We start from the raw sequence: 26,817 nt of genomic DNA on the forward strand, positions 1-26,817 counted from the left end.
GCGGGCCGGACGGGTCCGCGGGCGGGCCGGACGGCCGGTGCGGGAGCCGGTCCGCAGCGTCGCGCGGCGCTTCCGTGCCCAGCAGCCGGGCCAGCCACAGGGCGTCCGCCAGCTCCTCGGCGCCGGGGTCGAGACCACCGCGGCGCAGCCTGCCGATCAGTTCACCCAGATGCATGTCCTGCATCCGGCCATCACCTCGAACGGTCGAGTGGCTGCATGAGCATGTCCGCGATCCGGTCCCGGGTCAGGCGCTCGGTGCTCCGTGCGTGCTGGGTGAGGAAGAGGGCGTTGAGCAGTTGGTCCGCGGCCAGCACCTCGCCGGGTTCGCGGTCGAGGAACCGGTCGATCAGGTCGCGTCCGGCCTCGGCGCTCTCGTCTCCGAGGTGCGCCTCGACCATGGCGGTGAGCTGCTCCTCGCCGGGCGGCTCCAGTTCGAGCTGGACGCAGCGCCGCAGGAGGGGCGCGGGGAAGTCACGCTCGCCGTTGGACGTCAGGATGATCACCGGGAAGACGCCGCAGGCGACGCGCCCGCCGTGGACGGCCGCCCGCCGGCCGTCGTGGGTGAGCACCTCGACGACGGGCTCGCGGTCGGCCAGGCGCTCCAGCTCGGGGATGCCGAACTCGCCTTCCTCCAGGATGTTCAGCAGGTCGTTGGGGAGGTCGAGGTCGCTCTTGTCGAGTTCGTCGATCAGCAGGACGCGGGGCGTCTCCGCGGGCAGCAGGGCGGTGCCGAGCGGTCCCAGCCGGATGTACGACCCGATGGCGGACGGCGTCGTGGCTGCTCCGTCGGCGCCCTGGGCCCGCTCCAGCTGGACGTCCTGGAGGCGGCCGATGGCGTCGTAGCGGTACAGGCCGTCCTGCAGGGTGGTCCGGCTGACGATCGGCCAGCGCAGCACGCGGCCCAGACCGAGCTCGTGGGCGACCGCGTAGGCGAGGGTGGACTTGCCGGTGCCGGGGTTGCCGGTGACGAGGAGCGGACGACGCAGGTAGAGGGCCGCGTTGACGGCGTCGACCTCGGCGGGGCGGGGTGCGTAGTTCTCCACCAGCCGTCGCCGTACACCGAGCCGGCGTGCGCTGCTCGGGTCGTCCGGGCCGGACTCGGCGCCGCGTCGGGCCTCCTCGAAGTCGCGCCAGGGAGGTGGCGGGGGCAGTCTCCGCAGACCGTCGTGCGGCTGTCCCACTCCGCGGTAGATCCGCCACTCGTTCACCATGGGCTCCTCCCGGCTCCGGTGATCATGCAGTGGGCACGGCCGTTCGACGTACGACGTTACCGCCGCCCGGCCGGGCCTGCCGGGTTTCCAGGGTGCCCGGCACGCCCACGACCCGACGAACTCCCTTGCGGCGCTGGTCAGTTGTCATGGGCCCTCAGAGGTCGGGCGCGGCCACGGGGGGCGGAGCCATGGTCTCCGTCCGGTGCGGCGGGCGTCCCGGCGGGTCGAAGAGCACAGCGATCTTGCCCGTGAGCTCTTCGGCCCGGGCGGTGTCGGGGTCGGAGACCCTGATGCGCAGTTCGCGGACCGGACCGTGCAGCCGCTGCGCCCGGCCCGCCGATCCCACCAGGCGGGCGGACTGCCGGTGGAACCCCCGGCAGTCCGCGTGGTCGTGGCCGTCCCTGCGCCACAGCACCAGGGGGTGCCCGGCGGCGAGCGCCGCGGCCATGGCCTCGAAGCCGTCACCGCTGCCGACCGGGCCGCAGAAGACGGGGACACAGCCGTCGTCCATGGCCGACAGCCGGCCGTACGCGGCGACCCTGCCCTCCCGGCGTCCGCCTTCCGGGTGGTCGTCGGCGGTGGCCTCACCGCGCAACGGCACGAGGGACAGCGGGCTGTGTTCCGTGCCCTTCCACCGTCTGCGCCATTCGGGGCTGGGCGGCCGGGTGCTGCGTCTGAGGTCACGGATGACCACGGTCCTGCGCAGGCCGAGCGGCATGGACTGTTCGTCGAAGAAGTCGTCGCCGTCGTCGCCGTCCTCGCCGGGGACGAGCCGCCAGTCGTCCAGCGGCAGGTCGAACAGCCGGCGCGGCAGGAAGAACTCGACCGCGGCCAGGTGTTCCCCGCGGTCGCCCAGACGCAGCGCCTCGGCCAGCGGCTCCCTCAGCCGCTGGTGCAGCTCGTGACGGCGTACGCCGGTGTCGTCCGTGTAGACCGGGGTGACGTCCCGGCCGTCGTACAGGAGTCTGACGCTCAGCGGATAGCGCTCGCCGTAGACCGGCTCGCCCACCGTGACGAGCACGTCCGCCGGGGCTCCGCCCGACGCCTCCGGCCGGGGAGCGGGCGGCACCGCCGTTCCGGGCGGACCGTCGGGGAGGCGGTCGAACAGCGTGCCGATCTCCTCACGGATCGCCCCGTGCGCGTGCAGGGTGGCCTGCTCCCTCACCCACGCGGTGAACGCCCGCAGCCGCTCGTATTCCACCTCGTCCCGGCGCTCCGTCACGGTGTGCCGGGCCACCTTCGCCGCGTACAGCAGGACGGCGTTGACGTCGGGCCCCGGTCCGCGCCCCTCCTCGCCGCGGTCGCGCAGTCCGTGCAGCAGGCCGGCGCCCTCGCGCCAGGTCCGCGGGTCGTGCGGGATCGGTGACCGGTACTCCTCGTGCATCACACGGGACTGCACCTCGTGCACGAGGTGCATGACCTCACCCGGTCCGCCGGGCGGGGGCAGGTGTGCGAAATGGCCGTAGAGGTGGACGCGCAGGGCCGGAGCGAGTCCCGCGGCGCCGGGACCGCGCAGCGCCGTCTGCGCTCTGGTCCAGTCCGCGTCCGACGACGCGTCGGTGAAGCGTGCCAGATGGTGCAGATCGTGTGCGCGGACGACCGAGTGGAGGACGTCACCGCCCCGGACGTCGAACAGCTCACGCAGCGCGGTGATCGGGACGGCCGCTCCCTCGTTCCGGCCCCGGCCCTTGTTCAGGCCGATGACGGCGCCGTACCGCAGGTCGATCACCGGGCCGCCGGAGACGCCCTCGACCGGCAGGCTGCCGCTGAGCAGCAGCGCCTTGCCGTCCAGCGCCTCGGCCTCTCCCAGGCCGTGCCGCATGCCGAGGTCGCCGGTCTCGCGCGACCAGCCATGCAGGCCGACGCGGGCCGGTATGGCCGGTGCGCGGTCGCTCAGCCAGACGCACCGCGCGTCGTCTGCGTCACGCACCCTGACCAGCGCGATGTCCGGGAACTGCCAGCGGCTGCCGCCGGTGTCCGGCGCCTCGGGCCGCGGCTTGGCGAGGACCACCTCGCCGGTGGTGGTGCCGCCCTGCCAGGTGACACCCACGGCGTTCCCGCTCCGCCACACGGCGTCTCCCCCCTTTCCCACGACATGGGCGCAGGTCAGCAGCCACCCCGGCGCGACGAAGAACGCGCTCCCCCAGTACTGGTCACGGTCCCGTCCATACCCGTCGCCCGGGGCCACGATGCGTGCGAGCGAGGGGCGCACCATCTCTTCCAGGGCACTCATCGTGCGCCGGGAGCCGACGGCCCGGACCGGGCGTCCGCGCCGTCCCGGGTCCCGGGACCCGCCGCGTCGCCCGCGCCGGCGCTCTCGGTCCAGGTCAGGGACACCGACAACGACGCCTGGCCGCCGGCCCCCGCGATGGCGCTCACGATCTTCCCCGCCTGCGCCGACAGTTCGATGCCGAAGCTCACGGACACCTCCACGGACGCCGTGGGGTGCAGCCCGGCGCGCAGGGAGCGCACGACACCACCGACCGTGTCCGAGAGGCCGCCCGCCATGTCGATGACCCGGTCGCCGACGCCGGTGTCCTGGTAGCCGCCCCGCTCCAGCGCGGCCTCGTCCGCCACGCCGATCCTGGCCCAGACGACGGTGCCGTCGTCGAGCCGTACCCGTTCGATCGCGCTTCCCACGGCATCCCCCGTCCGTCACGCGCGGCTCCCCCGTTCCGGGAAGCTCCCCCGACGCAGTGGGGAAGAAGGCTAACTCCGGACCGGGCCGAGGGGGAGGGGCCGCGGTCGACGCGGCCGGAGCCGGGCCGGGGAGCGGCTCCCGCTCACTCGTCGTCGAGGTCGTCGTCCATGCGCGCGAGCCACGTCGCCAGCCGCTCGACCGGCACCTCGAAGTCGGGGTTCAGGTCCACGAAGGTACGCAACTGCTCGGCGAGCCACTCGAAGGTGACCTCCTCCTCGCCCCGCCGCTTCTCCAGTTCCTCGATGCCGCGGTCGGTGAAGTACATGGGGTGCTCTCCTGCGTGCGTCCGTGATCCTGCTTCCACGGACAGCTTAAGCACCCGCCACGACACCGTTCCGCGTCTCCCGCCTTGACTTCGCACCACCGAGATATATCGTGAATGACGGAAGACGCGATATGGCTCGTCTTCCCAGGGTGTTTCCGATGCCCGCCCGCCCCGCCGAGGAGGCCAGCACCATGTCCGAGTGGTCCGTCACCGAGCCGCGCAAGCTCACGTTCGACGACCCCGTGACGACACTCCACGTGCGCGTCGTCAACGGAACGGTCAACGTCGTGGGCACCGACGAGGGCCCCGCCCGCCTGGAGGTGTCCGGCGTCGAGGGCCCGCCCCTGACGGTGACGCACGAGGACGGCACGCTGACCGTGGCGTACGAGGACCTTCCCGGGAAGGACTTCGTGAAGTGGCTCGACCGCAAGTGGCTCGACCGCAGGAGCTGGCACCGCACCGCCCTGGTGACGCTCTCCGTCCCGGCCCGTACGCGCGTCGAGGTGGGCGCGGTCGGCGCCACCGCCGTCGTCTCCGGGATGGACGGGCGCACCGAGATCAAGGGCGTCACCGGCGACACGACCCTGGTGGGCCTGTCCGGCCCGGTCCGCGCGACCACCGTCTCGGGCGCCGTGGAGGCCCAGGCCGTCACCGGTGACCTGCGGCTGAGCTCCGTCTCCGGCGACCTGACCGTCGTCGAGGGGTCCTCCCCCACCGTGAAGGCGGACTCGGTGACCGGTTCCGTCGTCCTCGACCTCGACCCGAAGGGCCGCCCCACGGACGTCGGTCTCACCAGCGTCTCCGGCGAGATCGCCATCCGCCTCCCCCACCTCCCGGACGCCGAGGTCGAGGCGCACACGGCGAGCGGGAAGATCTCCAGCGCCTTCGACGACCTCAAGATGCACGGCGCCTGGGGCGCCCACCGGATCACCGGCCGCCTGGGCGCGGGCACGGGCCGCCTGAAGGCGACGACCGTCTCGGGTTCCATCGCCCTCCTGCGCGGGCCGTCCGGGGAGGACACCCCCTGGGACACGGCTCCGGAGGCCGCACCCACCACGTCCGCAGACGCCGCGTCCGAAGGCCCGACCGACAAGAAGGTGCTCTGACATGCCCCCCGTCTTCGCCCACGGACGCCTCCGCCTGTACCTGCTCAAGCTGCTGGACGAGGCCCCGCGCCACGGCTACGAGGTGATCCGCCTCCTGGAGGAGCGCTTCCAGGGCCTGTACGCGCCCTCGGCGGGCACCGTCTACCCGCGCCTGGCCAAGCTGGAGACCGAGGGGCTGGTCACCCACACCACCGAGGGCGGCCGCAAGGTGTACGCCATCACGGACGCGGGCCGCGCGGAACTGGCCGAGCGACGGGGCGAGCTGGCCGACCTCGAGCTGGAGATCCACGAGTCGGTGGCCGAACTGGCCGCGGAGATCCGCGCCGACGTCCGGGGCGCGGCCGGCGATCTGCGCCGCGAGATGCGCGCGGCCGCCTCGGAGACCCGGAACGGCTCCCGTCCCGGCACCGCGGAGCACGGCCCTACGGCGGGCGACCCCGGCACGGAGCCCACGGACAAGGACGCCTGGCACGCGGCGAAGGAGGAGATGCGGCGGGTGCGACAGGAATGGAAGGAACAGGCCCGGCGCGCCAAGGACGAGAGCCGGCGGGCCCGCGAGGAGGCCCAGCGCGCCCGGCGCCAGGCCAAGGAGGCGCAGGACTGGGCCCGCGGCCAGGCCCAGGAGGAGCTGCAGCGTCTCGCCAAGCGCGTCCAGGACCAGGTCCAGCACCACTTCACCCAGGGCGACTGGCCGACCGGCGTACGGGAGGGCATCACCGAGCTGGCCAAGGAGTTCGGCGACTTCGGCAAGGAGTTCGGCTTCGGCCACACGGAGGCGTCGCCCGGCAAGGAGCACCGCACGGCCACGGCTGAGCCCGAGTACGCCACCACCCCGGAGGACTTCCCCGGCGCGTACGAACCCGCCTGGACGCACGAACCCTCCACCGGCGAACCCGCCCGCGACCTGGACCGCCTCCTGGACCGCTTCCGCGACGACATCCGCGACACGGCCCGCGACCACGGCATCACGGGGGACCAGCTCCAGGACGCCCGCCACCACCTCGCGACGACGGCGGCCCACATCAAGGCCACCCTGCGGACGCCCAAGGGGTGAGGCCGGCGGGAGGGGGGCCGGGGGTGCCACGCCCGTGCGAGCACCCCCGGCCCTTCAGCCCTCCTTTTCCCCGCTCCCCAGCACGCGCTCCACGGCCTCGTACGTGACCCCGTGGTCGGCGAGGACCTCCGCGGCGATCCCCGGGCGGGCGGTGAGGGCCAGCAGGACGTGCTCGTCCCCGATGCGGCGGTCCCGGCGGGCGGTGGCGACACGGAGGGCCTGGGTCAGCAGGTCCTTGGCGCCCCGGGTGAAGGGCCGGTGCCCGGACCACCGCCCGCTCCGGCCGCCCCTCCCCCTCCCGCCGGTCTCCAGCGCGCCCGCCCCGTGCGTCTCCTCGACCCGGGAGACGACCTCCGTCAGGTCGATCCCGAGCCCGGAGAGCGCCTCGGCCTCGGCACGGGACAAACCGCCGCGGCGCCGCACCTCGGCCAGGGCGCGCTCCACGGAGTCGCACCGGCCGGACACCCCGAGGGACGCCAGGACGAAAGCGGCACGGCTCGCCTCCCGGTCCAGCAGGGCGAGCAGCAGGTGCTCCTCGTCCACCAGGGCCGCGTGCGACCGCTCGGCGTGGTCGACCGCGCCGAGGACGACGGCGCGGGCGTCCTTCGTGAACCGTTCGAACATCACTGCCTCCCGTGTTTCTTGTGCACGGCCTGCCTGCTCACCCCGAGCTCCGCGGCGATCTCCTGCCACGACCAGCCCTGCCGACGCGCGCTGCGCACCTGCACCGCCTCCAGCTGCTCCAGCAGCCGCCGCAGGGCGGCGACGGCCCGCAGCCCGACCCGCGGATCGCGGTCGCCCGCGCGCTCGGCGAGATCCTTCGCTTCGGTCATGGTGTCAACTTAGGTTGACACCACATCCCGCGTCAACCTTGGTTGACAACAACGGCGACAGCGACAGCGACAGCGACAGCGACGACATCCGAACGCACCGACGGCGGGCCCGGAGCCGACAAGCCCCGAACCCGCCGTCCCCTCCGCCCCTCAGGAACCCGCCAGCACGACCTTCCCGAAGACCTCACCGGCCGCCATCCGTTCGAAGCCCTCTCGCGCCCGGTCCAGCGGCAGCACCTGGTCGATGACGGGCCGCACCCCCGTGGCCGCGCAGAAGGAGAGCAGGTCCTCCAGCTCGTCCTTCGTGCCCATCGTGGAGCCGACCACCTTCAGCTCCAGGAAGAAGATGCGGGTCAGCTCGGCATGGGAGGGCCGGTCGCCGCTGGTGGCCCCCGAGATGACGAGGGTGCCGCCGGGGCGCAGCGACTTCACGGAGTGGGACCAGGTCGCGGCGCCCACCGTCTCGATGACGGCGTCGACGCGCCGCGGCAGCCGCGCACCCGGCTCCAGCGCCTCCACGGCGCCGAGCCGCACGGCCCGCTCGCGCTTCGCCCCGTCCCGGCTGGTGGCGAAGACGCGCAGCCCGGCCGCCGTACCCAGCACGATGGCGGCCGTGGCGACACCACCACCCGCACCCTGCACCAGCACCGAGTCCCCGGGCCGCACCCCCGCGTTGGTGAACAGCATGCGGTACGCCGTCAGCCATGCGGTGGGCAGGCAGGCGGCCTCCTCGAACGAGAGTTCCGCGGGCTTCGGCAGGACGTTCCACCGCGGCACCGACACCGCCTCGGCGAACGTGCCCTGGTACCGCTCGGTCAGGATGGACCGCGGTTCGTCGGCCTCCACCCCGTGACCGCTCTGCCCGATCACCGAGTGCACCACGACCTCGTTGCCGTCCTCGTCGACACCCGCCGCGTCGCACCCGAGGATCATCGGCAGCTTGTCCTCACCGAGCCCGACACCCCTGAGCGACCACAGGTCGTGATGGTTGAGCGAGGCCGCCCTCACCCTCACGGTCGTCCAGCCGGGCCGGTCCACGGGAGCCGGCCGCTCCCCCAACTCCAACCCCCGCAGGGGCTCGTCACGATCGATACGAGCAGCGTAGGCAGCGAACATGGCCCCGACCCTAGGGCTCCGCCCCACCCACCGGAACCGTACGCCCCCGTGACACGCGCCCCGCGCCCGCACAAAAAGGCCGGGTCCCGCCCACACCACGGACGGAACCCGGAACACGCGGCTCAGCCAACCCACCGGCACCGGCACCGGCCGAGCGGCGCAGCCTGCGACGGCCGAGCGGCGCAGCCTGCGACGGCGAGCCGTCAGCGGAGAGTCGGCAACGGCGAGCCGTCACCAGCGACTCCGCAACGGCTCAACGGCGAGCCACTCCTTCGGCCCGGGCCGCCGCCGCCACCGCCGCCGTGACCGCCGGCGCCACCCGCTCGTCGAACGGCGACGGGATCACGTAGTCCGCGGCCAGCTCGTCCCCGACGACCGCCGCCAGGGCCTCCGCCGCAGCGATCTTCATGCCCTCGGTGATCCGGGAGGCCCGCACCTGGAGCGCCCCCGCGAAGATGCCGGGGAACGCCAGCACGTTGTTGATCTGGTTCGGGAAGTCGGAGCGCCCGGTGGCGACGACCGCCGCGTACTTGTGCGCCACCTCGGGGTGCACCTCGGGGTTGGGGTTGGCCATGGCGAAGACGAACGCCCCCGCGGCCATCGACGCCACCGCCGGCTCCGGCACCGTACCGCCGGACACCCCGATGAAGACGTCCGCGCCCGCGAGCGCCGACTCCAGTGACCCCGACAGCCCGGCCCGGTTGGTGAGTTCGGCGATCTCCCGCTTGACCGGCGTGAGGTCCTCCCGGTCCGCCGACACGACGCCCTTGCGGTCCGCGACCGCGACGTCCCCGATACCGGCCCCGAGCAGCATCTTGGCGATGGCCACCCCGGCGGCGCCCGCGCCCGAGATCACCGCCCGGAGGTCGCCCAGCTCCCGCCCGGACAGCCGCGCGGCGTTCCGCAGCGCGGCCAGCGTCACGACCGCCGTGCCGTGCTGGTCGTCGTGGAAGACCGGGATGTCCAGCCGCTCCTGGAGCCGGCGCTCGATCTCGAAGCACCGGGGCGCCGAGATGTCCTCCAGGTTGACCCCGCCGAACGACGGCGCCAGCCGGACCACGGTCTCCACGATCTCGTCGGTGTCCGTGCAGTCCAGCGCGATCGGCACGGCGTCGACGCCGCCGAACTGCTTGAACAGGATCGCCTTGCCCTCCATCACGGGCAGGGACGCCTGCGGGCCGATGTCCCCGAGCCCCAGCACCGCCGTGCCGTCCGTCACCACGGCGACGACGGAGGACTTCCAGGTGTAGTCGTGGACGAGTTCCGGCTGCTCCGCGATCGCGGTGCACACGCGGGCGACGCCGGGCGTGTAGGCGAGGGACAGGTCGTCCTTGTCGCGGACGGGAACGGTGGCCTGCACGGCCATTTTTCCGCCCCGGTGCAGGGCGAAGGCCGGGTCGAAGGAATCCAGGGGCTCGGCCCCGCCCTCCCGACCGTCGGTGCTGTTTTCGGTGCGAGGATTGACAATCTCCGCTGCCACTTTGTTTTACCCCTTAAGTATTCACGGTTTGAGGGTAACCACTCCCGATCAGGGGGTGGATGGGACCGCGCGGTGCCCAGTGGGTCGATACGCACGGGCGGATGGCCGATACGTACGAGCACGCGCGACGGGCGCGCCGCACACGCGCCCTGAGCCCCGGATGAGGGGTGTGAAGAACCTTCTTACCGGACGGACGGCATCGGCGACGAGTCCATAACACGAAGGTCACGCGCCGGTGACGGCCCTCATGGCTGGATATGCCGAATTCATGGACAGGTCCGTGACAAGTGCCACAACAGCAGCACACGTACGGAACTCGTGACCGACCGCGCGGTCTGCCGCACAGGGGGATTCACCGGAGATCCTCCGGCCGGAAGCAGGGATTCCCGCACAAGGTCCGGTCGGGATGGACCGACCTGCGGCGGTTCGGGGTGGCCCGTTATCCGATTTTGACATATCGGATCGCCTGAACGCCTCAGTCCGAATGGCAAGATGCCGTAATCACACTAGGTCGCGGCGCCCGAGGACGTGTGCTGTCGTCGACCCCACGGACGTCTGCCGTCGTCGACCCCACGACGCAACCGTTCGGCATCCCTCATCCACCCCGCCGGAGGACACCACCATGACCGCAGGCAACACCCGTCGCACGACCGCCATGCGCTCCCGGACAGCCGCGGTCGGCGCGCTCGCGGTCGCCGGCGCCCTGCTGCTCACCGGCTGCGGTGACCAGACCAAGGACGACGCCGGCGAGTCGGGGAGCAGCAAGGCGAACTCGGCGCCGCTCGCCGACAAGCTGCCCGCGGACATCCGTAACAAGGGTGTGATCAAGGTCGGTTCGGACATCGCGTACGCACCGGTCGAGTTCAAGGACGAGTCCGGCAACGTGGTCGGCATCGACCCCGACATCGCCGAGGCGCTGGGCGAGCAGCTGGGTGTGGAGTTCGAGTTCCAGAACGCCACGTTCGACACCCTCATCACCGGTCTGAACTCCAACCGCTACGACATCGCCATGTCGGCCATGACCGACACCAAGGACCGCCAGGAGGGCGTCGACGGCGACACCGGCAAGAAGATCGGCGAGGGCGTCGACTTCGTCGACTACTTCACCGCGGGCGTCTCGCTCTACACCAACAAGGGCGCCGACCAGGGGATCAAGACCTGGGACGACCTCTGCGGCAAGACGATGGCCGTACAGCGCAACACCTTCTCCCACGACCTCGCCAAGGACCAGGCGAAGAAGTGCACGGACGACGGTGCGGGGGCCCTCAAGATCGAGGACTTCCCCACCAACCCCGAGGCCGAGGCCCGTATGCGGTCCAAGGGCGCGGACGTCGTCTCCGCGGACTTCCCGATCGCGGCGTACTCGGTGAAGAACGCCGGCGACGGCGCGTACTACGAGATCGTCGGCGACCAGGTCGAGGCGGGCCCGTACGGCATCGCCGTGGCCAAGAACAAGGCGGAGCTGCGTGACGCGCTGCAGGAGGCCGTCCAGGCGATCATCGACAACGGCGAGTACAAGAAGATCGTCGAGAAGTGGGGCGTCGCGGACGGCGCGGTCACCGAGGCGAAGATCAACGGCGGTTCGTGACCGGCCGGCCGATTCGCTGAGAGGCACCCTCCATGACTGTTGACGTCAACAAGACGGACGGTCCCGTCGGTCCGACGCCCCCCGCCGGACCGGAGGCCATCAAGGCCGTCCCGGTCCGGCACCCGGGGCGGTACGTGTCCGCGGCTGTCGCACTGGCCCTGCTGGGCGCGGTCGTCTACGCCTTCGCGCAGGGCAGGATCAACTGGAACGCGATCCCCGAGTACTTCTTCGACGACCGCATCCTCGACGGCGTCTGGAACACCCTGCTGCTCACCGTGCTCTCGATGCTGATCGGCATCGTGGGCGGCATCGTGCTCGCCGTGATGCGCCTGTCGAAGAACCCGGTGACCTCGTCGATCGCCTGGTTCTACATCTGGTTCTTCCGCGGCACACCGGTCCTGGTGCAGCTGTTCGTCTGGTTCAACCTGGGCCTGGTCTTCGAGTACATCAACCTCGGCCCGTTCTACAAGGACTACTGGGCGTCGTTCATGACGCCGCTGCTCACCGCGCTGCTGGGCCTCGGGCTCAACGAGGCCGCGTACATGGCCGAGATCTGCCGCGCCGGTCTGCTCTCCGTCGACGAGGGGCAGACCGAGGCGTCGCACGCGCTCGGCATGAGCCAGGCGAAGACGCTGCGCCGGATCGTGATCCCGCAGGCGATGCGCGTGATCGTGCCGCCCACGGGCAACGAGGTCATCAACATGCTGAAGACGACCTCGCTCGTCTCGGCGGTGCAGTTCGCCGAGCTGTTCAAACAGGCCCAGGACATCGGCCAGAACGCGGGCTCCGTGGTGGAGATGTACTTCCTCGCCGCCGCCTGGTACCTGATCATGACCTCGCTGCTCAGCGTCGGGCAGTACTACATCGAGCGGTACTACGCCCGCGGTGCGAGCCGCACGCTGCCGCCGACGCCGCTGCAGCGCCTGCGGACCGCCGTCCTCCCCACCCGCCGCCCGAAGGGAGTCACGGCATGACGCAGACCTCCCCCACCGCCTCCCCCGCCATGGTGAAGGCCGAGGGCGTGCACAAGTCCTTCGGGGCCGTCGAGGTCCTCAAGGGCATCGACCTCGAGGTGCGGACCGGCGAGGTGTTCTGCCTCATCGGCCCGTCCGGCTCCGGCAAGTCCACCTTCCTGAGGTGTATCAACCACCTCGAGAAGATCAACGCCGGGCGTCTGTACGTCGACGGGGAGCTGGTCGGCTACCGCCAGAAGGGCGACAAGCTGTACGAGCTCAAGGACAGCGAGGTGGCCCTGAAGCGCCGGGACATCGGCATGGTCTTCCAGCGCTTCAACCTGTTCCCGCACATGACGGCCGTGGAGAACGTCATGGAGGCGCCGGTCCAGGTCAAGGGCGTGAGCAGGGGCGCGGCCAGGGAGCGGGCCCAGCAGTTGCTGGAGCGGGTCGGCCTCGCCGACAAGGCCGGCAGCTACCCCTCCCAGCTCTCCGGCGGCCAGCAGCAGCGCGTGGCGATCGCCCGGGCGCTGGCGATGGACCCGAAGCTGATGCTCTTCGACGAGCCGACCTCGGCGCTCGACCCGGAGCTGGTCGGTGACGTCCTCGACGTCATGCGCGACCTCGCCGAGTCCGGCATGACGATGGTGGTCGTCACCCACGAGATGGGCTTCGCCCGCGAGGTCGGCGACAGCCTCGTCTTCATGGACGGCGGTGTGGTCGTCGAGTCCGGCAGCCCGCGCGACGTCCTGACGAACCCACAGCAGGAGCGCACGCAGTCGTTCCTGTCGAAGGTGCTCTGAGACGCGTACGGGAAGGGGCGGTACGGCCTGCCGTACCGCCCCTTCCGCACACGGGCCCCGGGGCCGCCCGGGCGTTACTTCAGGGCCAGCACCATCGTGTCCGACGGCGAGCTCCACACCGGGCGCGCCTCGGCGAACCCCTTCTCCCGCAGGACGCGCGCGTGCCAGGCCGCCGGCGGCGTCTCGCCGTCCGCGTGGTCGCCGTAGATCTCGAAGCGGCGGGCGGTCGGCCCGGCGAGGACCGGGTCCTCGGCGGCGAGCCGCCACCACTCCTTCCAGTCGAGAGCACCGTTCTTCCTGGCCTCGTCCATGCGGGCGTGCCGCTGCGCGCTCTCGGCCGCGTCGATCCGGGGCGTGGCCGGGTCGGGCATGTGGTCCGCGTTCAGGAAGACCCCGCCGTCCCGGACGAGGTCCGCGACCTGGCCGTAGAGGGCCGCGAGGGGTTCGGCGCGCAGCCAGTGCAGGGCGGTCGCGGTCAGCACCGCGTCGTACGCGCCGTACGGCAGCCGCGTCACCCAGTCCGGGTCGGTGAGGTCGGCCGTCACGAGCGAGACCCGGGGGTCACCCGCGAAGGTGCCCCCGGCGATCGTGAGGAGGGCCGGGTCGAGGTCGACGCCGGTGCTGCTCGCCTCCGGGAACCGGGCCAGCGCCCTGGCCGTGATACTTCCCGTACCGCAGGCGAGGTCGAGGATCCGGGGCGCGGTGCCGACGAGGGCCTCGACCATGTCCAGCATCACCCGGAACCGCTCCTCGCGGTCCGGCAGGTACCACTCCTGCTGCCGGTCCCAGCTCTCCTGCCAGGCGCGCCAGTCGGTTCCGCTGGGACGGGTGGAGGTGGTCAATGCGAGCCCTTCCGTCGGCGCCGGCCGCGCCGTCAGCGCGGCCCGCACGGACACACCGGGCCGCGTAATACCCTGAAAGCACGATCAGCCGTTACTTGCCTCGTACGCACGACGATAGAGCCACCTCGTAAGGACTACAAGTGGAACTGGCCTATTACTCGGATTACGCCGTCCGTCTCGTCAACACCGAGGAGCCGGTCCGGGGCACGGACACGCTCACCTCCGTGGAGGCCGTCCGCGACCTCTTCGGGGGCAACCGGTCGGCGGCCCGCCGCGCCACCGACGCCGACGTGACCCGCTTCCGCTCGGTGCGGGGCCGGCTGCGCGCCGTCTTCGAGGCCGCGGACGGCGGGGACGAGACCCTCGCCGTGGACCTGCTCAACTCACTCCTGCTGGAGTTCCCGGTCAGTCCGCAGATCTCCGGCCACGACTTCCGGGACGACGACGGGCGCCCGCTGTGGCACATGCACCTGGCGGACCACCCCTCGAACGCGACCGCCGGGTACGCCGCCATCGCCTCCATGGGGCTGGCCTTCCACCTCACCGAGTACGGCGTGGACCGGCTCGGCCTGTGCGAGGCGGCGCCGTGCCGCAACGCCTACCTGGACACGTCCACCAACCGCTCCCGGCGCTACTGCTCGGACCGCTGCGCGACCCGCGCCAACGTGGCCGCCTACCGGGCCCGCAAGCGCCTCGAGGCCGACCGGCCGGCGAGCACGGGCCGCACCGCCGAGAGCAGCCAGCGGACGAAGGCCAGCGGCGAGAGCTGACCGCCGACCCGCGGCCGGTACCTGAGGCGCACCGTGCCGACGACGAGGTCCTCGGGCACCGTGCCGTAGTCGGTGCTGTCGCCGCCCGCGTAGGGATTGTCGCCGAGCACCCACCAGCCGCCCTCGCGGCGCTCGGCGGCCCGCTTCACGACGAGCAGGTCCTGCTGGAAGGGGTGCCGCAGCACGACCACGTCGCCGGCCCGCACGCGCGCCCCGTAGTGGACGAGGAGCCGGTCCCCGTGGCGCAGCGTGGGGACCATGGACGGGCCGGTGACCTCCGCCACCCCGAAGGGCAGCAGGCCCCTCGCGCGCTCGGTCTCCTGCGACAGCTCCGGCATCCCCGGCACCTCCCCGGTCCGTTCCTCCACCAGTCCCAGTCTGACGCGGGACTTTTGTCCTAAGCCCTCGGGGGCACCCGCCAAAACGCGTCCCCCACGGAGTAATGTCGCACCTGAGAAGACGATCACGAGGAAGGACAGCTGCATGCTTTCCCGCCTGTTTGCCCCGAAGGTCAAGGTCAGCGCCCACTGCGACCTGCCCTGCGGTGTGTACGACCCGGCCCAGGCCCGCATCGAGGCGGAGTCGGTGAAGGCCACCCAGGAGAAGATGGCGGCCAACGACGACCCGCACTTCCAGACGCGCGCCACCATCATCAAGGAGCAGCGCGCCGAGCTCGCGAAGCACCACGTCTCCGTGCTGTGGAGCGACTACTTCAAGCCGCCGCACTTCGAGAAGTACCCGGAGCTGCACCAGCTGGTCAACGACACCCTCAAGGCCCTGTCGGCCGCGAAGGCGTCGACCGACCCGGCGACCGGCCAGAAGGCGCTGGACTACATCGCCCAGATCGACAAGATCTTCTGGGAGACCAAGAAGGCCTGATCCGGGTCCTGTCCCGCGACACCTGCGAGTGGTGCACCCTCGCGGGTCACGCGGACAGCCGGGCAGGGGCCCGGCCGGTGTTCCGGCCGGGCCCCTCGCCGTCTGTCTCCCCCGCACGGCTCCGTCACACGCCCGGTCGCTCAGTTGCTGCGCCGCGTCACGAACTCCGCCAGCGCGAGGAGCTCGCCCGCCGCCTCCGGGTCGGGGACGGCACGGGACAGCGCGTGCATCGCCCGGGCCATGTGGTCGGCCGCCTGCGACTGCGCCCAGTCCCGGCCGCCCGCCCGCTCCACGGCGAGCGCGGTGCGCTCCAGGTCACCGTCCTCGTACGGCAGCCCGTAGAGCGCGGCGAGCTCGTCCGCCGCGGGGGTGCCCGAGGCGAGCGCGGCCACGACGGGGAGCGACTTCTTGCGGGCCACCAGATCCGACCCGGCCGGTTTGCCGGTGCGGCCCGGGTCCCCCCAGATGCCGATCACGTCGTCGATGAGCTGGAAGGCGAGCCCGGCCTCCCGGCCGAACGCGTCCAGCGCCTCGACGTCCTCCTCCCCCGCTCCCGCGTACAGCCCGCCCAGCGCGCAGGCGCACCCCAGCAGCGCGCCCGTCTTGGCCTCCGCCATGGCGAGTACCTCCTCGAGGGTGACCTCGTCGGGGCCGGTGCCCTCGAGCGCCGTGTCCACCTGCTGGCCCGCGCACAGTTCGACGACGCAGACGGCGAGCCGGGCGGCCGATGCCGAGGACGCCGGGTGGGTGTCCTCGGCGAGCAGCCGCTGGGCCAGGGCCTGGAGGGCGTCCCCGGCGAGGATGGCGGCGGCGTCACCGAACACCGTCCACGCGGTGGGCCGGTGCCTGCGGGTGGCGTCCCGGTCCATGACGTCGTCGTGCAGCAGGGTGAAGTTGTGGATCAGCTCCACGGCCGCGGCGGCCGGCACGGCGGCGGGCTGCGGCCCGCCGAGCGCCGTGACCGCGGCCAGGACGAGCGCCGGACGGATCGCCTTGCCCCCGTCGCCCGTCGCCTCACTGCCGTCCGCGTGCTCCCAGCCGAAGTGGTAGCGCGCGACCCGCCGCACCGGACCCGGCAGCGTCCCGACGGCCCGGCGCAGCTCGGGGTCGACCGACGCCCGGGCCCGCTCCAGTATCCCGGCCGCCTCCTGCGCCGCGGAGGGCGCAGGCACCTCCGTCGGAACTGCCGGACCGGTCGGGCCCGTCGCGCCTGTCGGGCTCGTCGGGCTCGTCGGGCCTAAGGAACTCGTGATGGGGTTCCGCCCTTTCGATGGATCGGTCCGGCTCTGCTGCGTTCCCGTCATGAACTCACCCATGCGTCACCTTGGAGAGTCTGCGGACGGTGGCGTTTCCGCGGTCACTGGGCGCGTACCCCCAGGGTGTACCCGGCCCGGCGGCCGGTCACCCCCAGCGGCCGATCTCGACGTTCTCCAGGACGCCGAGCGCGTCGGGCACCAGGACGGCCGCCGAGTAGTAGGCCGTCACGAGGTACTTGATGATCGCCTGTTCGTTGATGCCCATGAAGCGCACGGACAGGCTCGGCTCGATCTCGTCCGGGATGCCCGACTGCCGCAGCCCGACCACACCCTGGTCCTCCTCGCCGGTGCGCATGCAGATGATGGACGTCGTCCTGGCGTCGGTGACCGGGATCTTGTTGCACGGGAAGATCGGCACGCCACGCCAGGCGGGGATGCGGTTGCCCCCGACGTCGATGCTCTCCGGCACCAGCCCGCGCTTGTTGCACTCGCGGCCGAACGCGGCGATCGCGCGCGGGTGGGCGAGGAACAGCTTGGACGCGCGCCTGCGGGTGAGCAGCTCGTCCATGTCGTCGGGGCCCGGTACGCCGTCGTGCGGCTGGATCCGCTGGTCGTACTCGCAGTTGCTGAGCAGCCCGAACTCCCGGTTGTTGACGAGCTCGTGCTCCTGCCGCTCCTTCAGCGCCTCCACGGTCAGCCGGAGCTGCTGCTCCGTCTGGTTCATGGGCTTGTTGTAGAGGTCGGCCACGCGGGTGTGGACGCGCAGCACGGTCTGGGCGACGCTCAGCTCGTACTCGCGCGGCGCGCCCTCGTAGTCGACGAACGTGTGCGGGATGTCCGGCTCACCGGTGTGGCCGGCCGCGAGCTCGATCTCCTTCTCGCCGTACTTGTTGGTGCGCTGCTCGGGCAGGGCCCGCCGGCTCTCCAGGTGGTCGCGCAGCGACGCGGAGCGCTCCGCCACCTGCTCGACGGACCGGCGGGGCAGCACGAGGACGGTGCACGCGGTGACGGCGCGGGCGGTGTTCTCCCAGATGGCCTCCGGGTCGAGGAGCGCCTGGTCCCCGAAGTAGGCGCCGTCGGCGAGCACCCCGAGGACCGCGTCGTCCCCGTAGGGGCCGGTGCCGACCTTCTCCACCTTGCCGTGGGCGAGCAGGAAGACCTCCTCCGCGGGGCTGCCGAACTCGGCGATCACCGCCCCGGGCCGGAACTCGCGCTGTTCGCAGCGCCGGGCGAGCTCGTCCAGTACCTCCCTGTCGTCGTACCCCCGCAGGGCCGGCAGCTCGCCGAGCTCCGCGGGGATCACGGTGACCTGGTCACCGGTCTTCACGAACGTGACGCGGCCGTCGCCGACCGCGTAGCTGAGCCGCCGGTTCACCCGGTACGTGCCGCCCTGCACGTCGACCCACGGGAGCATGCGCAGCAGCCAGCGCGAGCTGATCTCCTGCATCTGGGGGACGGACTTGGTGGTCGTGGCCAGGTTCCGTGCAGCAGAGGTGCCGAGACTCTGCTGCGGCTTCTCCGGCTCCGTGCGGACCTCTTCGCCTACCGACATATCGGAACGCCTCTCCGGTCGTGCACTGATCTCGCGCGGTCGTGCGCCGATCGCGCGGACCAGCCTTCCAGCACGGATCGAGCCGGTGCTATCACACGAACGAGCGGGACTGGATCTTCCGGCTCCTGGGCAGACTGAGGCCCCGCCGACGCCGGAGCGGGCCGGACGAGCCCTCGGGGCGGACGGTCGGGACGGATGTGACGGTCGGAGCAAGGCGGTGCGGCAGAGCGGGAACTTCAAGATCCGGCCGTCCGTTTGTCGCGGTGACGATCCTTTCGACCGATCCCGACCGGTGTTCACCGGAAGACGACAGGAGACGGACATGGCAGGATTCCTGGACCGCGCCAAGGAACAGGCCCAGCGCGGCCTCACGCAGGGCAAGCAGAAGCTCGACGAGGTGCAGGCCCAGCGCGCCGGTGGCGACCTGCTGAAGAGGCTGGGCGCGGCGTACTACGCGGAGCAGCGCGGCAGCGGCTCCCCCGCCGCCACCCAGCAGGCACTCCAGGCACTGGAGTCCCACATCGCCACCAACGGGGACGGCTTCCTGCGCTCCTGACCGCCGTGCCCGCGCGCGGGTCCGCTTCCACCGGGTCGCTACCTCTTCGGGTAACGCATCGCGGGAACGGCGCGTTCGCGCCTCCGCGTTGCGGTACAAGCGCGGTACGAGGCGGCCGCGACCGGCGGTCGTCGCGCAGCGCGAAGGAGGCGGTCATGGCCCCACCCATGTCCGCGGGCAGATTCCTCAGTGCCCTCAGAGCCGAGGGCGTCACCGTCCTCGGAGTCGGGGACTGGCAGCAGCACAACCGCAATCACGCGGGCCCCTGGGGCCCGATGCACGGCGTGATGATCCACCACACGGTGACCTCGGGCAGCGACCGGACGATCCGTATCTGCCGGGACGGCTACTCGGGCCTGCCCGGCCCGCTGTGCCACGGCGTCATCACCAAGGACGGCCGCGTCCACCTCGTCGGCTACGGCCGCGCCAACCACGCGGGGCTGGGCGACGACGACGTCCTGAGGGCCGTGATCGCCGAGAAGGCCCTCCCCCTGGACAACGAGGCGAACACGGACGGCAACCGTCACTTCTACGGTTTCGAGTGCGAGAACCTCGGCGACGGCGAGGACCCGTGGCCCGAGGTGCAGCTGACCGCCATCGAGCGGGTCTCCGCCGCGATCTGCCGCCATCACGGCTGGACGGCCCGATCGGTGATCGGGCACCTGGAATGGCAGCCGGGCAAGGTGGACCCGCGGGGCTTCACGATGGCCTCGATGAGGGAGCGCATCCACGCCCGGCTGAAGTAGCGACGCGGGAGTACACGGGAGAACGGACGGGGCATGAGGGCACCACCCCGGCGGCCGGGGCCCTCATGTCCGACAATGAACGGGTGAACCACCCCGGCCGTCCCTCCCTCACCGCCCTGGCACCGCGGCTGCCGTCGCCCCTGCACGAGGTCGTGGACGAGCGGTTCGGGCGGCACGGGGTGCGGCTGGTGCTGAAGCGGGACGACCTCATCCACCCCGAGCTGGTCGGCAACAAGTGGCGCAAGCTCGCGCCGAACCTGGAGGCCGCCGCGGGGCGCACCGTCGTCACCTTCGGCGGCGCGTACTCCAACCACCTGCGGGCCACGGCCGCCGCGGGCCGTCTCCTCAGCCTGCCCACGGTGGGCGTGGTGCGGGGCCAGGAGCTGGCCGGACGTCCGCTCAACCCGTCACTGGCGCGGTGCGCGGCGGACGGCATGCGGCTGCACTTCGTCGAGCGGTCGGCGTACCGCCGCAAGACCGAGCCCGGGACGCTCTCCGGCATCCTCCGGGCCGTGGGCGCCGAGGACGCCCACGTGGTCCCCGAGGGCGGCAGCAACGCCCTGGCCGTACGCGGCTGCCGACGGCTCGGCGAGGAGCTGCGCGACCACGCGGACGTCGTCGCCCTCGCCTGCGGCACCGGTGGCACCCTCGCGGGCCTCGCCGCGGGGCTCGGCGCCGGCCGGCGCGTCCTCGGCGTGCCCGTGCTGAAGGGCGGCTTCCTGGCCGACGAGATACGCGCCCTCCAGCAGCGGGCGTTCGGCGGCCCGCGCGGCGACTGGTCCCTCGACGAGCGCTTCCACTTCGGCGGCTACGCGCGGACCACGCCCGCGCTGGACGCCTTCGCCGCGGACTTCGAGCAGCGGCACGGCCTGCCGGTCGAGCGTCTCTACGTGGCGAAGGCGCTGTACGCACTCGTCACGCTCGCCGGGGAGGGCGCCTTCCCCCGCGGCAGGACCGTCGCGGCCGTCATCACGGGGACACCGTTCGGCTAGTCGGCTAGACCGTCTCCCGGTAGGCCGCCGCCTCCTCCAGGTCGAGCCTGCGCAGCAGCGTCCGCAGCATCTCGTCGTCGATGTACCGGGCGTCCCGCAGCTCCACGAAGACCGCCCGCTCGGCGCCGATCAACGCGCGCGCGAGCCTGCGGTACGTGTCGTCGACGCTCTCCCCCGTCACGGGGTTGGCCGTGCCGAGCCGCTCCCACACCGCGTTGCGGCGCCTCTCCAGCACCATGCGCAGCCGGTCGGCCAGTGGTGGCGGCAGTGCGTTGCGCTCGTCCGCGAGCAGTTCCTCCAGGCGCTGCTCGGCGGCCAGGGAGGCCTGGGCCTGGGCGTTGGCCTCGGCGAGGGTCTCGGCCTGCGGGTCGCGTCCGGGAAGACCGAGCAGCCGGATCAGCGGCGGCAGGGTCACCCCCTGCAGGACCAGGGTGCCGATCACCGTCGTGAAGGTGAGGAACAGCAGGAGGTTGCGTTCGGGGAAGGGCTCGCCCCCGTGCACCGTCACCGGGATCGAGAAGGCGATGGCGAGGGACACCACGCCCCGCATACCGGCCCAGGCGACGACGAACGGCCTCTTCCAGCCGGGGTTCTCCTCCCGCTCCCTGATGCGTGCCGACAGGAGCCGGGGCACGAAGGCCGACGGGTAGACCCACAGGAACCGGGAGGCGACCACCACCAGGAAGACCACCACGGCGTACCAGGCGGCCCGCGCGCCCTCGTGCTCCCCCAGCCCCTCCAGGACGACCTTCAGTTGCAGCCCGATGAGTGCGAACACCGACGACTCCAGCAGGAAGGCGATCATCCGCCACACCGCGGCCTCCTGGAGCCGGGTCGCGAAGTCGACCTGCCAGTTGCGGTGTCCCAGGTAGAGGCCCACGACCACCACGGCGAGCACTCCGGAGGCGTGCACCCACTCGGCGAAGCCGTAGGCGACGAACGGGATCAGCAGGGAGAGGGTGTTTTGCAGAAGCGGTTCCTTCAGCCGGATGCGCAGCCAGTGGAGCGGCACCATCAGCAGCAGCCCGGCCGCGATGCCGCCCAGCGCCGCCACGGCGAACTCGCCGATGCCGCCCGCCCAGGTCGCCCCCTCGCCGACCGCGGCCGCCAGGGCCACGCGGTACGCGGTGATCGCGGTCGCGTCGTTCAGCAGGGACTCGCCCTGCAGGATCGTGGTGACCCGGGACGGCAGCCCCACCCGGCGTGCCACGGCGGTCGCCGCGACCGCGTCCGGCGGCGCCACCACCGCCCCGAGCACCAGGGCGGCGGTCAGCGGCAGTCCGGGCACGAGCAGGTGGGCGACCCAGCCGACGGCGAGGGCCGCGAACAGGACGTAGCCGACCGACAGCAGCGCCACGGGCCGCAGTGCGGCCCGCAGGCCGAGGTAGGAGCTGTCGATGGCCGCCGTGTACAGCAGCGGGGGGAGGAGCAGCGGCAGGAAGACGTGCGGGTCCAGCTCGTAGGACGCGGGCACCCCGGGCACGAACGAGACGACCAGCCCCACCGCGACGAGCACCAACGGGGCCGGCACCGGTGCGCGACGGGCCGCTCCGGCGACCGCGGCACTGCCCGCGACCAGCAACAGCAAGGGCAGTACCGGCATGACACGGGCCCCTTCCCGATCCGGCGCGGCAGGCCGCGCGCCCGTCGTAACCTGGCACTCATGAAACAGTGCACGCACGTCGACGCGCTGCCGGATCCCGAACCCGGGCCCCTGAGCGAGACCTGCCTGGGGTGTCTCGCCGCCGGTACGGACCCGGTACAGCTCAGGCTGTGTCTGCAGTGCGGACACGTCGGCTGCTGCGACTCCTCCCCGTTCCGGCACGCGACGGCGCATCATGGGGAGAGCGGCCACCCCGTCATGCGCACCCTGGAACCCGGGGAGAGCTGGCGCTGGTGCTTCGCCGACCACGTGCTCGTCTGACCGCGCCGGGCGACGCATACTGGACCGCAGCCGACGGCACGGGAGCGCGCTCCTGTGCCACGGTTCGACGGTCCGCCGCATGGGTACGTCAACCCGGCGGGCGTTCTTCCTATTTGAAGCCCGCAGACCCCTAGCCACCGAGCGTGTTCATAGTATTACTATGAGTGACAGCGCGGGACGGGGCCCCCGGGACAGGTAACTTCTGCGCGCGGTAGCGTCACCGCTGAACCACATAGCGCGTTACCCCGGGGGGCGACCCCTCGGACCCCGAAGAAGCTTGCACCACCTTGGAGGTGAGGGTGTCCCAGATCGCAGGCGAGCCCACGACCCAGGACTTCGTGGAAGTCCGGCTGCCGGCCGCGGGTGCCTACCTGTCGGTACTGCGTACGGCCACGGCCGGTCTCGCGGCCCGTTTGGACTTCACCCTCGACGAGATCGAGGACCTGCGCATCGCGGTGGACGAGGCCTGCGCGATCCTGCTGCAGCAGGCCGTGCCCGGCTCGGTGCTCAGCTGTGTCTTCCGGCTCGTCGACGACTCGCTGGAGGTCACGGTCTCCGCCCCGACCACGGACGGCCACGCCCCCTCGCGGGACACCTTCGCCTGGACCGTCCTGTCGGCCCTGGCGGGCAAGGTGTCCTCCGCCGTCGACGACGACAAAACCGTTTCGATCAGCCTCTACAAACAGCGCGGCGCGGGCCCCGGCCCGGCGTGAGGAACGGGGACGGGCCGGTGCGGGACGAAGAGCGCGGCACACGGGAACTGCCCGCCGGGGACGAGGGACGCCCCTGCTCCGGCGGGGCCGGGAGCCCGGGACCGGACGGCCCGGGCGGGCCACGGCACTGGGCGGACGGCGTCGACGGCATCCCCGAGCAGGCCCGGCCGCACCCGGAGGACGAGTCCTCGGCGGCGGCCACGGCGGTCCGCCGGGCGGGGGCGGTCGACGACGAGGAGCGCGAGGCGCCCCCCGACGGACGACGAGGTCCGGAGGGTGCGGTACGGAGCACCACGTCCTCGGAAGGGCGGCGTCGGGTGACGGCGGGCGGGACTATGAGCGAGCACGAGCGAAACGCTGAGCACCGCGTGCAGGGCACGCAGCACGACCCCCAGGACCGCAGCGGGGCGCGGGCCATGTTCGTCCGGCTGCGCGGGCTGGACCAGGGCGGCACCGAGTACGCGGAGCTGCGCAACCAGTTGGTCCGGATGCACCTGCCGCTCGTCGAGCACCTCGCGCGCCGCTTCCGCAACCGCGGCGAGCCGCTGGACGACCTCACCCAGGTCGCCACCATCGGCCTGATCAAGTCGGTGGACCGCTTCGACCCCGAGCGCGGGGTGGAGTTCTCCACGTACGCCACGCCCACGGTGGTCGGCGAGATCAAGCGCCACTTCCGCGACAAGGGCTGGGCCGTCCGGGTGCCGCGCCGGCTGCAGGAGCTGCGCCTCGCCCTGACGACGGCCACCGCGGAGCTCTCCCAGCAGCACGGCCGCTCGCCCACGGTGCACGAGCTCGCCGAGAAGCTGGCGATCTCGGAGGAGGAGGTCCTGGAGGGGCTGGAGTCGGCGAACGCCTACTCGACGCTCTCCCTGGACGTCCCCGACACGGACGACGAGTCGCCCGCGGTGGCGGACACGCTGGGCGCGGAGGACGAGGCGCTGGAGGGTGTCGAGTACCGCGAGTCGCTCAAGCCGCTCCTGGAGGACCTGCCTCCGCGCGAGAAGCGGATCCTGCTGCTGCGCTTCTTCGGCAACATGACCCAGTCGCAGATCGCCCAGGAGGTCGGCATCTCCCAGATGCACGTCTCCCGGCTCCTGGCCCGTACCCTGGCCCAGCTCCGGGAGAAGCTCCTGGTGGAGGAGTGACCCCCGCCGCCGTGGCGTGACCCCCGGCTCGCGGCGCGCGCACCGCACCGCGAGGGCCGCCCCGCGGACCGTACGGCCGCTACTCCGGCCCGGCCCCCCGGCCCGGTCCCCGGATGCCCAGGGCCCGGGTCGTCTCCGCGTTCACCAGCAGCACGAGCGCGGTGACCGCGACGGCCGCCAGGACGATCCCGCCCGGGATGGCCACGCTGTCGGACTGGAGCAGGTTGTACGCCACCGGCAGCGCCAGGATCTGGGTGATGACCGCGGGGCCCCGGCTCCAGCCGCGGCGCAGGAACAGCCCGCGCGCGGCGAGCAGCGGCAGCAGCGCGAGCACGAGCAGCGTGATGCCGCCGGTGACGGCCCCCTGACGGTCTCCGGCGTCGCCGGTGAATCCGAACACCAGCATGGCCACCCCGCCCACGGCCAGGGCGGCCCCCTCCAGCGCGGCCAGCGCCGCCGCGGCGGTCAGCCGCCAGGGGCGCGGTTCGGCGGTGGTGTCGTCCGGGAGGGTGGGGTTCTGCTCAGCGCTCACCCCTGAAGGGTAGCCCGCGCCCGCCGGCCCCCCGCAGCCGCGCACGGCCCCGCCGGGCGGCCACCGCGCCCGCCCGGTGCACACCGCGCCCGCCCCTTGCGGCACATGGATCCGCCCGTGCGCCCCACGTGTCCGGCATCACGCCTGAACGCCCGCGTCATCCCCGTTCCGGTCTGGGCCGGGTACCGCCCAGTAGGTAACCTGCTTCGCATGCGTGCACTTCTCGTGGTCAATCCGGCGGCAACCACCACAAGCGCACGTACGCGCGACGTCCTCATCCACGCGCTGGCGAGCGAGATGAAGCTGGAGGCGGTCACCACCGAGTACCGCGGCCACGCCCGGGACCTCGGCCGTCAGGCGGCGGAGAGCAAGGACATCGAGCTGGTCGTGGCCCTCGGCGGCGACGGCACCGTCAACGAGGTCGTGAACGGCCTGCTGCACCACGGCCCCGACCCGGCGAACCTGCCCCGGCTCGCCGTGGTCCCCGGCGGCTCGACCAACGTGTTCGCCCGCGCCCTGGGCCTGCCCAACCACGCGGTCGAGGCGACGGGTGCCCTGCTGGACGCACTGCGCGAGGGCCGGGAGCGCACGGTCGGCCTGGGCCTCGCGGCCGGCACCCCGGGCAGCGAGGACGAGGCCGCCCCCGCCCGCTGGTTCACCTTCAACGCGGGCCTCGGTTTCGACGCGGGCGTGGTCGGCCGCGTCGAGCAGCAGCGGGAACTCGGCAGACGTTCCACGCACGCCCTCTATCTGCGCCAGGCGGTCCGCCAGTTCTTCGGGGAATCGCACCGTCGTCACGGAACCATCACACTGGAGCGCCCCGGCCTCGACCCGGTGACCGATCTGGTGCTCTCCATAGTCTGTAACACCGCTCCATGGACGTATCTGGTCAATCGTCCGGTGTACGCGTCGCCTAAGGCTTCGTTCGACAAAGGGCTCGACGTGCTCGGTCTCAGCCGGATGTCGACGGCGACGGTTGCCCGGTATGCCACCCAGTTGCTCACTTCGTCCCCCGAGCGCGGACCCCACGGCAAGCACGCCGTCTCACTGCACGACCTGACCGACTTCACCTTGCATTCGAAGGCGCCGCTGCCTCTCCAGATGGACGGTGACCACCTGGGGCTGCGTACGAGCGTGACGTTCACAGGCGTACGCCGTGCACTGCGTGTGATTGTGTGAGCGGAACGGGCAAAACTCCTTCCACTCGAACGTTTAGGCCAGGATCCACCCCTTGGAAGTACGGCTGTGACCTAGTCGACACCAAGGAATCAAAAAAAACTTTCCGGAAGGGGTTGTATCCGCCGCTGAGGTTTGCGAGTCTCTACGTGGCGCTCGGGACGGCCCGCTTCATCGGCCCCGCGAAGTGCCGGAACCCCTCCTCAATCCCAAGGACCACGCCAGTCCATCTGGTGGTCGGCCCTTCACTTGTTGAGGGTTTCGTGAAAGCGTTCACATTCACAAGCAACTTGCACGTAATACCCACGGAGAGGTAGCAGCCATGGACTGGCGTCACAACGCCGTTTGCCGCGAGGAAGACCCCGAGCTCTTCTTCCCCATCGGCAACACCGGTCCTGCGCTGCTGCAGATCGAGGAAGCCAAGGCTGTCTGCCGTCGCTGCCCGGTGATCGAGCAGTGTCTGCAGTGGGCGCTCGAGTCCGGTCAGGACTCCGGCGTCTGGGGTGGTCTCAGTGAGGACGAGCGCCGTGCGATGAAGCGCCGCGCCGCTCGCAACCGGGCCCGTCAGGCCTCTGCCTGACCGTTCCACCCCGCAACAGCCTAAAGCTTGGCGGCGCGTACAGC

The 26,817-nt window shown here is 72.0% G+C and carries 30 protein-coding genes; 15 read left to right on the forward strand and 15 right to left on the reverse strand.

Annotated elements, in window-relative coordinates:
• The 5 genes from UW392_RS40460 to UW392_RS40480 all read right to left on the reverse strand — a co-directional run.
• Positions 1-184: hypothetical protein (locus tag UW392_RS40460; RefSeq protein WP_320780257.1), on the reverse strand; the 184-nt coding region annotated here is incomplete at its 3' end.
• Between the two features lie 7 nt (positions 185-191).
• Positions 192-1,208 (reverse strand): MoxR family ATPase, encoded by a 1,017-nt coding sequence (locus tag UW392_RS40465; RefSeq protein ID WP_320780310.1) that lies wholly within the window; start codon positions 1,206-1,208, stop codon positions 192-194.
• Positions 1,209-1,365: 157 nt separating this feature from the next.
• Positions 1,366-3,444 carry a trypsin-like peptidase domain-containing protein gene (locus UW392_RS40470; protein WP_320780258.1) on the reverse strand — a complete coding sequence of 693 codons (2,079 nt, stop codon included), beginning with the start codon at positions 3,442-3,444 and terminating at the stop codon, positions 1,366-1,368.
• A complete protein-coding gene (locus UW392_RS40475; RefSeq protein ID WP_320780259.1) occupies positions 3,441-3,851 on the reverse strand; it encodes a CU044_2847 family protein in 411 nt (136 codons plus the stop codon). Before UW392_RS40475 ends, UW392_RS40470 begins: the two co-directional genes overlap by 4 nt.
• A gap of 143 nt (positions 3,852-3,994) precedes the next feature.
• Positions 3,995-4,177, reverse strand: coding sequence for a DUF6104 family protein (locus UW392_RS40480; protein WP_320780260.1), 183 nt, complete (start codon positions 4,175-4,177; stop codon positions 3,995-3,997).
• Between the two features lie 191 nt (positions 4,178-4,368).
• Between UW392_RS40480 and UW392_RS40485 the strand changes: the two genes are divergently transcribed.
• Positions 4,369-5,283, forward strand: coding sequence for a DUF4097 family beta strand repeat-containing protein (locus tag UW392_RS40485; RefSeq protein ID WP_320780311.1), 915 nt, complete (start codon positions 4,369-4,371; stop codon positions 5,281-5,283).
• Position 5,284: 1 nt separating this feature from the next.
• Positions 5,285-6,337, forward strand: coding sequence for a PadR family transcriptional regulator (locus UW392_RS40490; RefSeq protein WP_320780261.1), 1,053 nt, complete (start codon positions 5,285-5,287; stop codon positions 6,335-6,337).
• Positions 6,338-6,391: 54 nt separating this feature from the next.
• On the opposite strand, the gene UW392_RS40495 is transcribed toward UW392_RS40490, so the two are convergent.
• The 4 genes from UW392_RS40495 to UW392_RS40510 all read right to left on the reverse strand — a co-directional run bounded on the left by UW392_RS40495 (position 6,392) and on the right by UW392_RS40510 (position 9,766).
• Positions 6,392-6,961, reverse strand: a complete 570-nt coding sequence (locus tag UW392_RS40495) for a Clp protease N-terminal domain-containing protein (protein ID WP_320780262.1) — start codon at positions 6,959-6,961, stop codon at positions 6,392-6,394.
• Positions 6,961-7,170, reverse strand: coding sequence for a helix-turn-helix domain-containing protein (locus UW392_RS40500; RefSeq protein WP_320780263.1), 210 nt, complete (start codon positions 7,168-7,170; stop codon positions 6,961-6,963). Before UW392_RS40500 ends, UW392_RS40495 begins: the two co-directional genes overlap by 1 nt.
• 150 nt (positions 7,171-7,320) lie before the next feature.
• Positions 7,321-8,286 (reverse strand): zinc-binding dehydrogenase, encoded by a 966-nt coding sequence (locus UW392_RS40505; protein ID WP_320780264.1) that lies wholly within the window; start codon positions 8,284-8,286, stop codon positions 7,321-7,323.
• 253 nt (positions 8,287-8,539) lie between these two features.
• Complete coding sequence (locus tag UW392_RS40510; protein WP_320780265.1) at positions 8,540-9,766, reverse strand: NADP-dependent malic enzyme; 1,227 nt, start codon at positions 9,764-9,766, stop codon at positions 8,540-8,542.
• A gap of 622 nt (positions 9,767-10,388) precedes the next feature.
• Here UW392_RS40510 and UW392_RS40515 point away from each other — a divergent pair.
• From UW392_RS40515 to UW392_RS40525, 3 genes are read left to right on the forward strand one after another with little or no spacing between them, the layout of a single operon-like run.
• Entirely contained in the window at positions 10,389-11,354 is a 966-nt protein-coding gene (locus tag UW392_RS40515; RefSeq protein ID WP_320780266.1) for an ABC transporter substrate-binding protein, read from the forward strand.
• A 32-nt stretch (positions 11,355-11,386) separates the two neighbouring features.
• Positions 11,387-12,328, forward strand: a complete 942-nt coding sequence (locus UW392_RS40520) for an amino acid ABC transporter permease (protein ID WP_320780267.1) — start codon at positions 11,387-11,389, stop codon at positions 12,326-12,328.
• Positions 12,325-13,110, forward strand: a complete 786-nt coding sequence (locus UW392_RS40525) for an amino acid ABC transporter ATP-binding protein (RefSeq protein ID WP_320780268.1) — start codon at positions 12,325-12,327, stop codon at positions 13,108-13,110. The genes UW392_RS40520 and UW392_RS40525 overlap by 4 nt, the downstream gene beginning before the upstream one ends.
• Before the next feature lie 74 nt (positions 13,111-13,184).
• Here UW392_RS40525 and UW392_RS40530 read toward each other — a convergent pair whose 3' ends face one another.
• Positions 13,185-13,952, reverse strand: a complete 768-nt coding sequence (locus UW392_RS40530) for a class I SAM-dependent methyltransferase (RefSeq protein WP_320780312.1) — start codon at positions 13,950-13,952, stop codon at positions 13,185-13,187.
• A 140-nt stretch (positions 13,953-14,092) separates the two neighbouring features.
• Here UW392_RS40530 and UW392_RS40535 point away from each other — a divergent pair, with 140 nt between their 5' ends.
• Positions 14,093-14,722 (forward strand): CGNR zinc finger domain-containing protein, encoded by a 630-nt coding sequence (locus UW392_RS40535; RefSeq protein ID WP_320780269.1) that lies wholly within the window; start codon positions 14,093-14,095, stop codon positions 14,720-14,722.
• Here the strand turns inward: UW392_RS40535 and sodX are convergent.
• Positions 14,626-15,060 (reverse strand): nickel-type superoxide dismutase maturation protease, encoded by a 435-nt coding sequence (sodX, locus tag UW392_RS40540; protein ID WP_320780313.1) that lies wholly within the window; start codon positions 15,058-15,060, stop codon positions 14,626-14,628. The two genes, UW392_RS40535 and sodX, sit on opposite strands and share 97 nt — an antisense overlap.
• A 145-nt stretch (positions 15,061-15,205) precedes the next feature.
• Between sodX and sodN the strand changes: the two genes are divergently transcribed.
• The gene (gene sodN, locus UW392_RS40545; RefSeq protein WP_189215194.1) at positions 15,206-15,601 is read left to right on the forward strand and encodes a superoxide dismutase, Ni; all 396 of its coding nucleotides are present in this window, start codon (positions 15,206-15,208) and stop codon (positions 15,599-15,601) included.
• 140 nt (positions 15,602-15,741) lie between these two features.
• Here sodN and UW392_RS40550 read toward each other — a convergent pair whose 3' ends face one another.
• Both UW392_RS40550 and UW392_RS40555 read right to left on the reverse strand, forming a co-directional pair.
• A complete protein-coding gene (locus UW392_RS40550; protein ID WP_320780270.1) occupies positions 15,742-16,917 on the reverse strand; it encodes a family 2 encapsulin nanocompartment cargo protein polyprenyl transferase in 1,176 nt (391 codons plus the stop codon).
• 85 nt (positions 16,918-17,002) lie between these two features.
• Entirely contained in the window at positions 17,003-18,409 is a 1,407-nt protein-coding gene (locus tag UW392_RS40555; protein WP_320780271.1) for a family 2B encapsulin nanocompartment shell protein, read from the reverse strand.
• 322 nt (positions 18,410-18,731) lie between these two features.
• On the opposite strand from UW392_RS40555, the gene UW392_RS40560 reads away from it, so the two are divergent.
• The 3 genes from UW392_RS40560 (at position 18,732) to UW392_RS40570 (ending at position 20,703) form a co-directional block, all read left to right on the forward strand.
• Positions 18,732-18,965: a hypothetical protein gene (locus UW392_RS40560; RefSeq protein ID WP_320780272.1), complete on the forward strand. Its 234-nt coding sequence runs from the start codon at positions 18,732-18,734 to the stop codon at positions 18,963-18,965.
• A 155-nt stretch (positions 18,966-19,120) separates the two neighbouring features.
• On the forward strand, positions 19,121-19,711 hold the full coding sequence (locus tag UW392_RS40565; RefSeq protein ID WP_320780273.1) for an N-acetylmuramoyl-L-alanine amidase: 591 nt from the start codon (positions 19,121-19,123) through the stop codon (positions 19,709-19,711).
• A gap of 65 nt (positions 19,712-19,776) precedes the next feature.
• A complete protein-coding gene (locus UW392_RS40570) occupies positions 19,777-20,703 on the forward strand; it encodes a 1-aminocyclopropane-1-carboxylate deaminase/D-cysteine desulfhydrase (RefSeq protein ID WP_320780274.1) in 927 nt (308 codons plus the stop codon).
• 4 nt (positions 20,704-20,707) lie between these two features.
• On the opposite strand, the gene UW392_RS40575 is transcribed toward UW392_RS40570, so the two are convergent.
• Entirely contained in the window at positions 20,708-22,306 is a 1,599-nt protein-coding gene (locus UW392_RS40575; protein ID WP_320780275.1) for a Na+/H+ antiporter, read from the reverse strand.
• A gap of 60 nt (positions 22,307-22,366) precedes the next feature.
• Between UW392_RS40575 and UW392_RS40580 the strand changes: the two genes are divergently transcribed.
• The 3 genes from UW392_RS40580 (at position 22,367) to UW392_RS40590 (ending at position 24,485) form a co-directional block, all read left to right on the forward strand.
• Positions 22,367-22,627 (forward strand): UBP-type zinc finger domain-containing protein, encoded by a 261-nt coding sequence (locus UW392_RS40580; RefSeq protein WP_320780276.1) that lies wholly within the window; start codon positions 22,367-22,369, stop codon positions 22,625-22,627.
• Between the two features lie 299 nt (positions 22,628-22,926).
• Entirely contained in the window at positions 22,927-23,340 is a 414-nt protein-coding gene (locus UW392_RS40585) for an anti-sigma regulatory factor (protein ID WP_030574593.1), read from the forward strand.
• Positions 23,341-23,357: 17 nt separating this feature from the next.
• On the forward strand, positions 23,358-24,485 hold the full coding sequence (locus UW392_RS40590) for an RNA polymerase sigma factor SigF (protein ID WP_320780277.1): 1,128 nt from the start codon (positions 23,358-23,360) through the stop codon (positions 24,483-24,485).
• A 79-nt stretch (positions 24,486-24,564) separates the two neighbouring features.
• On the opposite strand, the gene UW392_RS40595 is transcribed toward UW392_RS40590, so the two are convergent.
• Complete coding sequence (locus UW392_RS40595; protein WP_320780278.1) at positions 24,565-25,017, reverse strand: hypothetical protein; 453 nt, start codon at positions 25,015-25,017, stop codon at positions 24,565-24,567.
• Positions 25,018-25,227: 210 nt separating this feature from the next.
• On the opposite strand from UW392_RS40595, the gene UW392_RS40600 reads away from it, so the two are divergent.
• Entirely contained in the window at positions 25,228-26,196 is a 969-nt protein-coding gene (locus UW392_RS40600) for a diacylglycerol/lipid kinase family protein (RefSeq protein WP_320780279.1), read from the forward strand.
• Positions 26,197-26,515: 319 nt separating this feature from the next.
• Complete coding sequence (locus UW392_RS40605; RefSeq protein WP_003992873.1) at positions 26,516-26,773, forward strand: WhiB family transcriptional regulator; 258 nt, start codon at positions 26,516-26,518, stop codon at positions 26,771-26,773.
• The last annotated feature ends 44 nt before the right edge of the window (positions 26,774-26,817 follow it).

It is taken from the genome of Streptomyces sp. CRN 30 (genome assembly GCF_034105845.1).